The following is a 13,562-nucleotide window of genomic DNA, read 5'->3' as shown; positions in this document are numbered from 1 at the left end:
GTGCGGGCGAGTTCCCGCGCGACGTAGTGCTGGTTGGTCGCGATCGGGGAGTCCCACTCGGCCGTGCCCAACATCAGCACGTTCGGGACCGGGACATCATTGGGTCGGGCCTGCTCCGGCACTGGCGCCGTCACCATAAGTCATCTCCAGCTCGGCTACGCCTCGTCGGCCAACCAGGCGGCGATGTTCGCCTGGAAGACCTGCGGAGTGAACCGTCGGGCGTTGGTCAGCATCGCCGGCATGGACAGCTGCGCCGCCCGCCGGACAGGGTCCACGTACGCGGTCGGGTCGGTGGCGTCGAGGAGGAAGCCGGTCTCGCCCGCCACCACGGTCTCCAGCAGCCCGCCGCGGGCCCAACCCACCACCGGTGTACCGCAGGCCTGCGCCTCCACCGGAATCATGCCGAAATCCTCGAGCGCCGGGTAGAGCAGTGCCACGGCACCCCAGTACAGCTCGCGGAGCCGTTCCTTCGACGGCCGGAACTCGAACTCGACCGGCACGTCGACGCGGGCGGCGAGTCGACGCAGGTTCTCCTCCTCGGGCCCGCCGCCGGCGATCACCAGTGGCAGGCGGGCCGCCGCGGCGATCTCGATCATCAGGTCGAAGTTCTTGTACGGGATCCAGCGGCCCACGCCCAGCAGGTAGCGGCGGTCCTGGTCGCGCACCTGCGGCGGGGCAGCCCCGAAGTAGTCCACCTCCACCGGCGGGTTGATCACCCTGGCGTCGCGTCCCCAGTAGCGGCGGATCCGTGCCTGCACCTCCAGGGAGTTCGCCGCGTAGCTGTGCACATGCCGGCTGAGTCGCTTGTCTCCGGCCTGGAGTACGGCGCGCATCGGCGCGAGCACGGCATTGGCGCCCCGCTGGTCCAGTTCCGGGCTCCACACGTAGCGGGCGGGCGAGTGCACGTAGCTCAGGTGGCGGGTCTGGTCCGGGTCGCCGATCTTGACGGTGTGCGCGAAGGCGTGGCTCGACGAGATGACGAAGTCGTACTTCTTGCGGGTCAGCGTCCGCCAGGTCAACGGCATGAGGGGAAGCGCGAGGGCCTTGCTCCGCCGCAACGGAGTCTTGGCCAGCCAGGATTCGTGGACATCCTGGTCCACTGTGGCGTCGTCGTCCTTCCAGAGGACGAAGCGGTCCGCGTGCGGCACCACCTCGGCGATGCTCAGGAAGACCTGCTCGGAACCGCCGGTGGCGCCGAACCACTCGTGGATCAACGCGACGGAGTGGTCGGCGAGCGGCCTGACCGCGGCATCGGGTGTGGACGAGGTGAGACTCATCAGAAGACGACGACGTCTCGGATGTAGCTGGCGAAGCGGCGCAACTGGTAGGCCTCGGGAACCGGAGAGGTCATCCGGACCACGACCTGGCGGTTGATCAGCCCGGCTTCGCCACTGCGGAAGTAGGCGACGACGACCAGTCCGTGCCGCTCCGCACCGTCGACCTTGATGATCTGCTCCGCGTAGCTGGCGTGCTCGCCGCTACGGATCCACTGCGCGCCCCAGGCCTCCTCGACCGCGCGCATGGCGTTCTGCCACTGTTCGTTGCACGGCTCGGGGCAGTCCCGCACGATCAACTCGCCACCGGTCTCCTGGTCGCCCGTCGCCGAGTTGCCGCAGTTGTACCTGACGTACCCGTCGGCCTGGGCGGCGAGCGTGCACTTCCAGCCCCCCGGAACCTTGACCGGGAAGTCGAGCCCCTCTAGATCGGACAACGTCTGCACCTGGTCCCGCTCGGTGAACCTCGGCCACTGCGTCGGCCACGCGCCGGGCTTCGGCGGCTCGATTCCGGGCGACTGGGGCGGTGCCGTCGGCAACGCCGGCGGTGCCACGGTGGTGGGGGCCGACGCCGCCGGCGTCGCGGGGTCATCGTCCGAGTCCGACAGGAGGGCCACGGCACCGACGCTCACGAGCACCACCAGGACCAGTGCGGCCGCACCGATCCAGAGCCCGGTCCGCCGGCGGGGCGGCCCGGAGGGTGCGATGCGGCGGACGGACGATGCGAACGGATCGCTGGGCGGGACGTCGGCCGGAGAGATCTGTGCGACCGGGAGGTACGGGGACGGTGCGGCCGGCGAGGCCGGAGCGCCCGAGATCGGATGCGGGGCGGCGGGTGCCGGTTGGCCGGGGATCGAGTTCGCCTGCACCGTCCAGGACGCCTGCGGCGGGCCGGACGTCGGCTCGGGCGCCCCGGACACCGGCTGCGGCGGGGCGGAGACCGGCGGAGCAGAGGTCGGTGGGGCGGACGTCGGGGTCGGTGTGTACTCCACCCCCAGCGCCTGGAACAGCTTCTCGGCCGCCGGACCCGCTTCCGCCGGGTACGCGACCCAGGGCGCGGCGGCGGAGAAGTCCGCGTACACGAAGGCGGGGCCGGCAGGCCCCTGCGCCAACGAGTTCACCGTCCCCGCGAAGGCCTCCCGCCAGCCTTCGGTGGCCGCCACCGTGGCGTCCAGGACGGCCACCGTGACGAAGCGGCCCTGTTCATCGAGGGCCGCCCATGCTTTGCCGACCGGCGACCCGCCCAGCAGGTGGGTGTACCGGTAGGGGCCGTCCGGCTGCATGGCAACTCCTCTGCTCGACCGCCGTGCGGATCCTATCGAGCCGCCGCACGTTGTCCTGCCCACCGGTCGCCGCCCTACCGTGGTCGAATCGAACCCGCAGCTCAGGTCGGGTCCACTGGGGAGACGAGGGGACACTTGCCTGATGAAAGTTTTTATGCATAGAGTCACGGAGTGAATGACGGAGCTGCCATCGTGCCGACCGAACGGGTCGTCGGCCTGTTCGACGGGGTTCGGCTCACCCCGACGCAGCGGCGCATCGCGCACTGCCTGGTGCAGCACGCCGCCGCCATCGGCTACCTCTCCGCCGCCGAGGTCGCCGAGCTGGCCGGGGTCAGCCAGCCGTCGGTCACCCGGTTCGCCGTAGCGCTGGGCCACGACGGCTACCCCGCGCTACGTCGCCGGCTGCGCGAGCTCACCGCCGCCGCACCCGGCCCGGCCACCGCCGGCAACGAACTCCAGCAGGCGGTACGCGCCGAGATCGGCAACCTGGACCGGCTGGCCGAGCAGCTCGCCGACCGGGAACGGATCGCCGACACCGGGCGGCTGCTGGCCGCCAGCCGGCCACTGCCGGTGCTCGGCCTGCGCGCCGCCGCGCCGCTCGCCGCGTACTTCGCCTATTTTGCCGCCAAGGTGCACCCCGACGTGCGGGTGCTCGACGACGGGGGCAGCCTGCTCACCGACCGCCTGGAGCAGGCTACCGAGGCCGGGGCACGGGCGCTGCTGGCGTTCGTGCTGCCCCGCTATCCCCGGGAGACCCTGGACGCGCTGCGCGCCGCCCGCGACGCCGGGTTGACCGTGGTCGCGATCACCGACTCGCCGGTCAGCCCGGCGACCGAGCACGCCGACGTGGTGCTGCCCGCCGCGGTCGGCGCGCAGCTCGTGTTCGACCTGCACACCGCTCCGATGACCCTGGCCATGGTGCTGCTCCAGGCGATCTGCGACGCCGCCCCGGCCGAGACCCAACGGCGGCTGGAGGCGTTCGAAGCCTCGGCCACCCGTCGACAGTTGTTCCTCGGTTAGGAGGAGACCGCCATGACGCAATCCAGCCAGGCCGCCCGCGGCACCGGACCCGTTCGTGCCGCCCGCGGCACCGAGCGCACCGCCCGCAACTGGCCGCAGGAGGCCGCCCTGCGGATGCTGATGAACAACCTCGACCCGGAGGTCGCCGAGCGCCCCGACGACCTGGTCGTCTACGGCGGCACCGGGAAGGCGGCCCGGGACTGGCCGTCGTACCACGCCCTGGTGCGGACGCTGACCGACCTGCGCGACGACGAGACCATGCTGGTGCAGTCGGGCCGCCCGGTCGGGGTGATGCGTACCCACGAGTGGGCGCCCCGGGTGCTGCTGGCCAACTCGAACCTGGTCGGCGACTGGGCGACCTGGCCGGAGTTCCGCCGCCTGGAGCAGCTCGGCCTGACCATGTACGGGCAGATGACCGCCGGGTCGTGGATCTACATCGGCACCCAGGGCATCCTCCAGGGCACGTACGAGACGTTCGCCGCGGTCGCCACCAAACGGTTCGACGGCACCCTGGCGGGCACGCTGACGCTGACCGGCGGATGCGGCGGGATGGGCGGGGCGCAGCCCCTCGCGGTCACCATGAACGGCGGCGCCTGCCTGATCGTGGACGTGGACCGCACCCGGCTGGAGCGCCGGGTGCACGACCGCTACCTGGACGAGATCGCCGACAGCCTGGACGACGCGGTCGAGCGGGTCCTCGCGGCGAAGCGGGACCGCCGGGCGTTGAGCGTCGGCGTGGTCGGCAACGCCGCCACGATCTTCCCGGAGCTGCTGCGCCGGGGCGTCGCCATCGACATCGTCACCGACCAGACCAGCGCGCACGACCCGCTGTCGTACCTGCCCGAGGGAATCGAGCTGGACGACGCCCGGGACTACGCGGCGGCCAAGCCGGCCGAGTTCACCGACCGGGCCCGGGCGTCGATGGCCAAGCACGTCGAGGCGATGGTCGGCTTCCTCGACGCCGGTGCGGAGGTGTTCGACTACGGCAACTCGATCCGGGGCGAGGCGAAGCTCGGCGGGTACGAGCGGGCGTTCGACTTCCCCGGCTTCGTGCCGGCGTACATCCGGCCGCTGTTCTGCGAGGGCAAGGGCCCGTTCCGGTGGGCGGCACTCTCCGGCGACCCGGCCGACATCGCTGCCACCGACCGGGCGATCCTGGAGCTGTTCCCGGAGAACGAGTCCCTCGCGCGGTGGATCCGGCTGGCCGGCGAGCGGGTCGCCTTCCAGGGCCTGCCGGCGCGGATCTGCTGGCTGGGCTACGGCGAGCGGGACAAGGCCGGCGTACGGTTCAACGAGATGGTCGCCTCCGGTGAGCTGAGCGCGCCCGTGGTGATCGGCCGGGACCACCTGGACTGCGGCAGCGTGGCCAGCCCCTACCGGGAGACCGAGGCGATGGCCGACGGGTCTGACGCCATCGCCGACTGGCCGCTGCTCAACGCGCTGGTCAACACCGCCAGCGGGGCGTCCTGGGTCTCCATCCACCACGGCGGCGGGGTCGGCATCGGCCGGTCCATCCACGCCGGGCAGGTCTGCGTGGCCGACGGCACCGCCCTGGCCGGGCAGAAGATCGAGCGGGTGCTGACCAACGACCCGGCGATGGGCGTGATCCGGCACGTCGACGCCGGCTACGACGACGCCCGCGAGGTCGCCACCCGCACCGGCGTCCGCGTCCCCATGGCGGAGTAAGGAAGGGCCCCTTGTTAACGCATACGGTAGAGGAAGGGTCCCTTCCTAACAGGTTCCGGAAGCTGTGGGACGAGATCGCCCCGATCGGGCGCGACGACCGCAGCGGCGGCTACCTGCGCTACGCGTTCACGGAGCCCGAGCTGCGGCTGCGGGAATGGTTCCGGGAGCAGGCCGACCTGCGCGACATGCCGGTCGTCGCCGACGGCAACGGCAACCTGTTCGCCTGGTGGGGTGACCCGGACGCCGGGGACGCGGTGCTGACCGGCAGCCACTTCGACTCGGTGCCGCACGGCGGGGCGTACGACGGGCCGCTGGGCATCGTCAGCGCCTGGCTCGCCGTGGACGAGCTGCGTGCGGCCGGCGTCACACCGACCCGGCCACTCGTCGTCGGCGCGTTCGTCGAGGAGGAGGGGGCCCGGTTCGGCGTACCGTGCCTGGGGTCTCGGCTGCTCACCGGGCAGATCGCCGCCGACCGGGCGGGCGGGCTGCGGGACGCGGCCGGGGTGAGCTTCGCCGAGGCGCTGGGTGACCGGCCGGCGGGCGCCGACCCGGCGCTGCTCGGCCGGATCGCCGCCTTCGTGGAGCTGCACGTCGAGCAGGGCCGCGCGCTGGTCGACCAGGCCGCGCCGGTCGCGGTGGCCAGCGCGATCTGGCCGCACGGCCGCTGGCGCTTCGACTTCACCGGCGAGGGAAACCACGCCGGTACGACCCGGATGGTCGACCGCCGCGACCCCATGCTGACGTACGCGTTCACGGTGCTCGCGGCGAACAAGGAGGCCCGGCTGCGCGACGCCCACGCCACCGTGGGTCGGGTGGCGGTGGAGCCGAACGCGACCAACGCGATCCCGTCCCGGGTGACCGGGTGGCTGGACGCCCGGGCCGCCGAACCGGACACCCTGACCGGGCTGGTCGAGGCGGTGCGGACCAAGGTGGCCGAGCGGGCCCGGCGGGACGGCACAGAGGTCACGCTGACCGAGGAGTCGGCGACGCCGCTGGTGTCGTTCGACGGCGGGCTGGCCGACCGGCTGGCCGGGCTGCTGGACGCCCCGGTGCTGCCCACCGGTGCCGGGCACGACGCGGGAGTGCTCGCGGCGCACGTACCCACCGCGATGCTCTTCGTCCGCAATCCGACCGGGGTGTCGCACTCCCCCGCCGAGTCGGCCACCGACGCCGACTGCGCCGCCGGGGTGACCGCCCTGGCCCGGGTGCTGGAGGAACTGACGTGACCTCCACCCGCTGGCTCGCCGAATACGCCTGGCTGCCCGAGCACGCCGAGCCGACCCCGGACGTGCTGATCGAGACGGTCGGCGACCGGATCACCGGCGTCACGCCGCTGACCCCGGGCAGCCGGCCGGACGCCGGGGTCGAGGTGTTGACCGACGCCGTCCGGCTGCCCGGGCTGACCCTGCCGGGGCTGGCCAACGCCCACTCGCACGCCTTCCACCGGGCGCTGCGTGGGCGCACCCACGGCGGGCACGGCGACTTCTGGACCTGGCGCGACCAGATGTACGCCGTCACCAGCCGGCTCGACCCGGATTCCTACCTGGCCCTGGCCCGGGCGGTGTACGCCGAGATGGCGCTGGCCGGGATCACCTGCGTGGGCGAGTTCCACTACCTGCACCACGGGCCGGGCGGCACCCCGTACGCCGACCCGAACGCGATGAGCGCGGCGCTGGTCGAGGCGGCGGCGCACGCCGGGATCCGGCTGACCCTGCTGGACACCTGCTACCTGACCGCTTCCGTGGACGGCCAGCCGCTGGCCGGGCCGCAGCAGCGCTTCGGCGACGGGGACGCGCTGCGCTGGGCGGAGCGGGTCTCCGGGTTCACCCCCGACGGCGAGCACGCCCGCCTCGGCGCGGCGATCCACTCCGTACGCGCGGTGCCGGCCGAGCAGCTCGCCACGGTGGCCGGCTGGGCGGACCGGCGCGACGCGCCGCTGCACGTGCACCTGTCGGAGCAGCCCGCCGAGAACGACGCCTGCCGGGCGGTGCACGGCCGTACCCCGACCGGGCTGCTCGCCGACCACGGCGCGCTCGGCCCGGCCACCACGGCGGTGCACGCCACCCACCCGACCAGCGGCGACGTGACCCTGCTCGGGGAGAGCCGGACCGGGGTCTGCCTCTGCCCGACCACCGAGCGGGACCTCGCCGACGGGATCGGGCCGGCCCGCCGGATGGCCAGCGCCGGCATCCCGCTCAGCCTGGGCAGCGACAGCCACGCGGTGATCGACCCGTTCGAGGAGGCCCGGGCGGTGGAGCTGGACGAGCGGCTGCGTACCCGCCGGCGCGGCCACTTCGCCCCCGCGGAGCTGCTGGCCGCGGCGAGCGCGGCCGGGCACGCCGCGCTGGGCTGGACCGACGCCGGCCGGATCGCGGTCGGTGACCGCGCCGACCTGGTCACGGTGCGGCTGGACAGCGTACGCACCGCCGGGGTGGCCCCGGCCGGCGCGTGGTTCGCGGCGAGCGCCGCCGACGTCGTCCAGGTGGTGGTGGACGGCCGGGTGCTGGTCCGCGACGGGCGCCACCTGACCGTCGACGTACCGCAGGAACTGGCCACGGCGATCGCGGAGGTGACCGATGAGCATGCCTAGCCTGCTGGTGGACAACATCGGTGAACTGGTCACCAACGTGGCCGGCACCGGCGAGGGCGGGCCGCTGGGCATCCGCCGGCGGGCCGCGCTGCTCGTCGAGGACGGCGAGGTGGCCTGGATCGGGCCGGCCGCCGACGCGCCGGCCGCCGACCGCCGGATCGACGCCGGCGGCGCGGCGGTGCTGCCCGGGTTCGTGGACAGCCACGCGCACCTGGTCTTCGCCGGGGACCGGGCGGCGGAGTTCGCGGCCCGGATGGCCGGGCAGCCGTACACCGGCGGGGGCATCCGGACCACCGTCGGCGCGACCCGTACCGCCTCCGACAGCGAGCTGCGCGGCACCGTACGCCGGCTGCACGGCGAGGCGCTGCGGCAGGGCACCACCACGATCGAGATCAAGAGCGGGTACGGCCTCACCGTCGCCGACGAGGCCCGCTCGCTGCGGATCGCCGCCGAGGTCACCGACGAAACCACCTTCCTGGGTGCGCACGTGGTGCCGGCCGAGTACGCCGACCGTCCCGACGACTACGTGTCGCTGGTATGTGGGCCGATGTTGGCCGCCGCCGCGCCGTACGCCCGCTGGATCGACGTGTTCTGCGAGCGGGGCGCCTTCGACGCCGACCATGCCCGGGCGATCCTCGCCTGCGGGCAGGCCGTCGGCCTGGGCGTACGGGTGCACGCCAACCAGCTCGGCCCGGGCCCGGGGGTGCAGCTCGGGGTGGAGCTGGGTGCCGCCAGCGTGGACCACTGCACCCACCTGACCGACGCCGACGTCGACGCGCTGGCGTCGACCCGGGTCGACTGCATGTGCGCCGAGGGCGGTCACACCGCGACCGTGGCCACCCTGCTGCCCGGGGCCGAGTTCTCCACCCGGTCGCCCTATCCCGACGCCCGCCGGTTGCTCGACGCCGGGGTCACCGTGGCGCTGGCCACCGACTGCAACCCCGGGTCGTCGTACACCTCTTCGATGCCGTTCTGCATCGCGCTGGCGGTCCGCGAGATGCGGATGACGCCGGCGGAGGCGGTGTGGTCCGCGACCGCCGGGGGCGCGCGGGCGCTGCGCCGCGACGACATCGGAGTGCTGCGACCCGGTGCCCGCGCCGACCTGATTATCCTCGACGCCCCGTCCCACCTGCACCTGGCCTACCGGCCCGGGGTGCCCCTGATCCGCCAGGTTCTGCACAACGGAGTACCGCAATGACCGTGACCATCCAGCCCACCGGGATCTCCCCCGCCGACGTGCTCGCCGTGGCCCGCGGCGCCGCCAAGGTCGTCCTCGACCCGGCCACCGTCGACGCGATGGCGACCAGTCGGTCCATCGTGGACGGCATCGAGGCCGCCGGCCGTCCCGTCTACGGCGTCTCCACCGGCTTCGGGGCGCTCGCCAACACCTTTGTCGCCCCCGAGCGGCGGGCCGAGCTGCAGCACGCGCTGATCCGCTCGCACGCCGCCGGGGTGGGCGCGCCGATGCCGCGGGAGGTGGTGCGGGCGATGATGCTGCTGCGGGTCCGCTCGCTGGCCCTGGGCCGATCCGGGGTACGCCCGCTGGTCGCCGGGGCGCTGGTGGACCTGCTCAACCACGACGTCACCCCGTGGGTGCCGGAACACGGGTCGCTGGGTGCCTCCGGTGACCTGGCACCGCTGGCGCACTGCGCGCTGGTGCTGCTCGGCGAGGGCTGGGTGCTCGGCGCGAGCGGCGAGCGGGTACCCGCCGCGGACGCGCTGCGGCAGGCCGGCCTCACCCCGATCGAGCTGGCCGCCAAGGAGGGGCTGGCGCTGATCAACGGCACCGACGGCATGCTCGGCATGCTGCTGCTGGCGATCCACGACGCGGCGCACCTGTTCACCATGGCCGACGTGACCGCGGCGCTGGCGATCGAGGCGATGCTCGGCTCGGAGCGACCGTTCCTGCCGGAGTTGCACGCCATCCGCCCGCACCCTGGGCAGGGCGCCTCGGCCGCGAACATCCTCCGGCTGCTGCAGAACTCGGCGGTGATGGACTCACACCGGGACGACCTGGCCCACGCGGTGCAGGACGCCTACTCGATGCGCTGCGCACCGCAGGTGGCCGGCGCGGCCCGGGACACCCTGGACTTCGTCAACACGGTCGCCGGCCGGGAGCTGGTCTCGGTGGTGGACAACCCGGTGGTGCTGCCCGACGGCCGGGTCGAGTCGACCGGGAACTTCCACGGCGCGCCGCTGGGCTTCGCCGCCGACTTCCTGGCCATCGCCGCCGCCGAGGTGGGTGCGATCGCCGAACGCCGGGTGGACCGGCTGCTCGACGTCACCCGCTCCCGGGACCTGCCCGCCTTCCTCTCGCCCGACGCGGGGGTCAACTCCGGGCTGATGATCGCCCAGTACACGGCCGCCGGCATCGTCGCGGAGAACCGCCGGCTGGCCGCACCCGCCTCGGTGGACTCGCTGCCCACCAGCGGCATGCAGGAGGACCACGTCTCGATGGGCTGGGCCGCGGCAAAGAAGCTGCGCACCGTCCTGGACAACCTGACCAGCCTGCTCGCGGTCGAGCTGCTCGCCGCCGTACGCGGACTCCAACTGCGGGCGCCGCTGACGCCGTCGCCGGCCGGCCAGGCGGCGATCGCGGCGCTGGCCGGCATCGCCGGCGAGCCGGGCCCGGACGTCTTCCTCGCCCCGGTGATGGAGGCGGCCCGCGCCGTGGTGGGCGGCCCGGAGCTGCGCGCGGCGATCGAGCGGGAGGTAGGCGTACTCGCCTAGACGGCGGGTGGGAGCACCTTGGCGACCAGCCCGGCCAGCTCACGCAGGGCCTTACCGCGGTGGCTGACCGCGTCCTTCTCCGCCGGGGTCAGCTCCGCGTTGGTGCGGTCCTGGCCGTCGCCGAGGAAGATCGGGTCGTAGCCGAAGCCGCCGTCGCCGCGTGGGGCGCGCAGCAGCCGGCCCGCCTGCCGGCCGTCGACGAGGTGCTCCTTGCCGCCGGGCAGCACCAGCGCCACGGTGCAGACGAAGGAGGCGGCACGGTGCTCGTCCGGCACGTCGCCGATCTGGTCGAGCACCAGTTGGAGGTTGGCGTGGTCGTCGCCGTGCTGACCGGACCAGCGGGCGCTGAACACGCCCGGCATCCCGTTGAGCGCCTCGACGGCCAGCCCGGAGTCGTCAGCGATCGTCGGCAGGCCGGTGCGCCGGCAGCCCTCCCGCGCCTTGATCAGCGCGTTCTCACCGAAGGTGAGCCCGGTCTCCGGCAGCTCCGGGTACGCCTCGACGTCGTCCAGCCCGATCAGGGCGATCCGGTGCGCGCCGAGCGCGCCGTCCAGGATGCGCTGAAGCTCGATGAGCTTCTTGCGGTTCCGGGTGGCGAGCAGCACCTTGTTCATGAGGAGAGAGCCTTTCGCTGTGCCTCGGCAAGTTCCACGCAGCCGGCGACGGCCAGGTCGAGCAGGGCGTCCAGCTGCTTCCGGGCGAACACGCCGGCCTCGCCGGTGCCCTGCACCTCGACGAAGTCGCCGGTGCCGGTGCAGACCACGTTCATGTCGACCTCGGCGGCCACGTCCTCGGCGTAGCACAGGTCCAGGCGCGGCTCGCCGTCGAGCACGCCGACGCTGACCGCGGCCACCGACCGGTGCATCACCTTCTCCGGCGTACCGGAGAGGGCCTTGCGCGCGGCGAGCCAGGTCACCGCGTCGTGCAGAGCCACGTACGCGCCGGTGATCGCCGCCGTCCGGGTGCCGCCGTCGGCCTGCAGGACGTCGCAGTCGAGCACGATCGAGTTCTCGCCGAGCGCCTTGAGGTCGATGGCGGCGCGCAGGCTCCGGCCGATCAGCCGGGAGATCTCGTGGGTACGCCCGCCGACCCGGCCCTTGACGCTCTCCCGGTCGGAGCGGGTGTTGGTGGCCCGGGGCAGCATCGCGTACTCGGCGGTGACCCAGCCCAGCCCGGAGCCCCGCCGCCAGCGGGGCACGCCCTCGGTGACGCTCGCGGTGCAGAGCACCCGGGTCGCGCCGAACTCCACCAGCACCGAACCCTCCGGGTGGGTGCTCCAGCCGCGGGTCAGGGTCACCGGTCGGAGTTGGTCGGGCCGCCGCCCGTCAGGTCGCGCCATGCCCTGCACCCTATGTGGTGCCCTGATCGGACCGTCCCGCGGTGTCCCCGACCGGCACCGGTTCAGCCGAGTGGGACGACCGACCGGGCGGCGTGCGCGCGCAGGAATCCGGCCACCGAGGCCGACCAGCTGAACTGCTCCGCCCGGTCCCGGGCGGCCCGGCGCCGGTCCTGCTCCGGCCGGGCCAGCACCCGGCCCACCGCCTCGGCGATCGACGCCGCCGAGCCGTACGCGGCGACACCGGCCGGGCCGACCACCTCCGGCAGCGCGCTGGCCGCGTTGACCACCACCGGGGTGCCGCAGGCCAGGGCCTCCAGGCCGGCCAGGCCGAAGGTCTCCACCGGCCCGGGGGCGAGGACCACGTCGGCGCTGGCCATCAGCGCAGCGAGGCCGTACCGGTCGGGCAGGAAACCGGTGAAGGTGACCGGTAGGCCGGCGGCCCGCCGGGCCAGCGCGGGCCGGCGTGGCCCGTCGCCGACCATCACCAGTACCGCCGGTACGCCCGCCCGGCGCAACTCCGCCAGCGCGTCGATGGCCAGCTCGGGCCGTTTCTCGACGGACAGCCGGGCGCAGTGCACCAGCAGCACCTCGGTCGGGTCGGCGTACCGTTCGCGGACCGCCGGGTCGGCCCGGCGGGGGTGGAAGGTGTCCAGGTCCACCCCGAGCGGCACCAGCTCCACGTTGGGCACGCCGATGCGGGCGAACTCCTCGGCCGCCCACCCGGTGGTGCAGACGATCCGGTCGTAGCGGCGGGCCGTGTCGGCGTTCAGCCGGTCGGCGAGCCGCCGTCCCAGCGGGCCCGGTGCGCCCCACGCGCCGAGCAGCCCGGTGAGGGACTCGTGCGAGACCATCATCGACGGCACGCCGTTGGCCCGCGCCCAGTCCCCGGTCCAGCGCAGCGTCGAACGGTCGGAGACCTCCAGCCGGTCCGGTGCGAGCGCGGTCAGCAGCCGGGAAAGCCGGCGCCGGCTGGTGAGCAACCGGTAGCCACCGCTGTGCGGCAGCGGTGGGCCGGCCAGAGTGATGACCCGGCCCCACGGATGCCGCTGGTCCGCGTCGCGTCGGCCGGGTACCACCAGGACCGGGTCGTGGCCGGCCTCGCGGTATCCCGCGCCGAGGTGCTGCAACGCGGTGCGCAGCCCGCCGGAGCGTCCGGTGACGAAGCTGGCCAGCCGGACGATGCGGAGTGCACCAGAGGGTTCCTCGATCGCCCGGGCCGGGCTGGATCCGGGCGCGGCGGTGTCGGTCACGACGCCGCCGGCAGGTCGGCGACCGGGGTGCCGGCCCGAGCGGCCCGGTAGTGGGCGACGAGTTCGTCACCGACCATCGTCCAGCTGCGCCGGCTCACCGCCGCGCGGGCGGCGACGCCGTACGCCCTCCGGCGCGGCTCGTCGGCGGCCAGCGCGGCCACCGCCTCGGCGATCGCCGTGCCGTCCTCCGGTGGCACCAGGATCCCGGTCTCCCCGGGCGTGACCAGGTCGACCGGCCCGCCGCTGGCCGGCGCGACCACCGGCACCCCGCTGGCGAGCGCCTCCTGGATGGTCTGGCCGAAGGTCTCGTGCGGTCCGGTGTGCACGAACACGTCGAGGCTGGCGTAGAGGCGGGCCAGGTCCTCGCCGTGCCGTACGCCGAGGAGCTGG

At 73.9% G+C, this 13,562-nt stretch carries 12 protein-coding genes; 6 read left to right on the top strand and 6 right to left on the bottom strand.

Annotation, left to right across the window (positions count from 1 at the left end):
* Positions 1-155: 155 nt before the first annotated feature.
* On the bottom strand, positions 156-1,277 hold the full coding sequence (locus AB0M52_RS19605; protein WP_363955413.1) for a glycosyltransferase: 1,122 nt from the start codon (positions 1,275-1,277) through the stop codon (positions 156-158).
* Positions 1,277-2,557 (bottom strand): hypothetical protein, encoded by a 1,281-nt coding sequence (locus tag AB0M52_RS19600; protein ID WP_363955410.1) that lies wholly within the window; start codon positions 2,555-2,557, stop codon positions 1,277-1,279. The genes AB0M52_RS19605 and AB0M52_RS19600 overlap by 1 nt, the downstream gene beginning before the upstream one ends.
* Before the next feature lie 171 nt (positions 2,558-2,728).
* Here AB0M52_RS19600 and AB0M52_RS19595 point away from each other — a divergent pair, with 171 nt between their 5' ends.
* From AB0M52_RS19595 to hutH, 6 genes are read left to right on the top strand one after another with little or no spacing between them, the layout of a single operon-like run.
* A complete protein-coding gene (locus AB0M52_RS19595; protein ID WP_363955408.1) occupies positions 2,729-3,577 on the top strand; it encodes a MurR/RpiR family transcriptional regulator in 849 nt (282 codons plus the stop codon).
* A gap of 12 nt (positions 3,578-3,589) precedes the next feature.
* Positions 3,590-5,263: a urocanate hydratase gene (hutU, locus tag AB0M52_RS19590; RefSeq protein WP_363955405.1), complete on the top strand. Its 1,674-nt coding sequence runs from the start codon at positions 3,590-3,592 to the stop codon at positions 5,261-5,263.
* Positions 5,264-5,274: 11 nt separating this feature from the next.
* Entirely contained in the window at positions 5,275-6,489 is a 1,215-nt protein-coding gene (locus AB0M52_RS19585; RefSeq protein ID WP_363955403.1) for an allantoate amidohydrolase, read from the top strand.
* Positions 6,486-7,853: a formimidoylglutamate deiminase gene (locus AB0M52_RS19580; RefSeq protein ID WP_363955400.1), complete on the top strand. Its 1,368-nt coding sequence runs from the start codon at positions 6,486-6,488 to the stop codon at positions 7,851-7,853. The genes AB0M52_RS19585 and AB0M52_RS19580 overlap by 4 nt, the downstream gene beginning before the upstream one ends.
* Positions 7,846-9,051: an imidazolonepropionase gene (gene hutI, locus AB0M52_RS19575; protein WP_363955419.1), complete on the top strand. Its 1,206-nt coding sequence runs from the start codon at positions 7,846-7,848 to the stop codon at positions 9,049-9,051. The genes AB0M52_RS19580 and hutI overlap by 8 nt, the downstream gene beginning before the upstream one ends.
* Complete coding sequence (gene hutH / locus AB0M52_RS19570) at positions 9,048-10,583, top strand: histidine ammonia-lyase (RefSeq protein ID WP_363955398.1); 1,536 nt, start codon at positions 9,048-9,050, stop codon at positions 10,581-10,583. The genes hutI and hutH overlap by 4 nt, the downstream gene beginning before the upstream one ends.
* Here the strand turns inward: hutH and rdgB are convergent.
* From rdgB to AB0M52_RS19550, 4 genes are all read right to left on the bottom strand, one after another.
* Complete coding sequence (gene rdgB, locus AB0M52_RS19565) at positions 10,580-11,197, bottom strand: RdgB/HAM1 family non-canonical purine NTP pyrophosphatase (protein WP_363955395.1); 618 nt, start codon at positions 11,195-11,197, stop codon at positions 10,580-10,582. The two genes, hutH and rdgB, sit on opposite strands and share 4 nt — an antisense overlap.
* Positions 11,194-11,922 carry a ribonuclease PH gene (gene rph / locus AB0M52_RS19560; RefSeq protein WP_363955392.1) on the bottom strand — a complete coding sequence of 243 codons (729 nt, stop codon included), beginning with the start codon at positions 11,920-11,922 and terminating at the stop codon, positions 11,194-11,196. The genes rdgB and rph overlap by 4 nt, the downstream gene beginning before the upstream one ends.
* Before the next feature lie 62 nt (positions 11,923-11,984).
* Entirely contained in the window at positions 11,985-13,130 is a 1,146-nt protein-coding gene (locus AB0M52_RS19555; protein ID WP_363955416.1) for a glycosyltransferase, read from the bottom strand.
* 38 nt (positions 13,131-13,168) lie between these two features.
* Positions 13,169-13,562: glycosyltransferase (locus tag AB0M52_RS19550; RefSeq protein WP_363955389.1), on the bottom strand; the 394-nt coding region annotated here is incomplete at its 5' end.

The organism is Micromonospora sp. NPDC051296 (assembly GCF_040682255.1).
In the GTDB taxonomy this organism is placed as follows: Bacteria; Actinomycetota; Actinomycetes; order Mycobacteriales; family Micromonosporaceae; genus Micromonospora; species Micromonospora craterilacus.
This window is presented reverse-complemented; position numbering and strand designations above follow the sequence as displayed.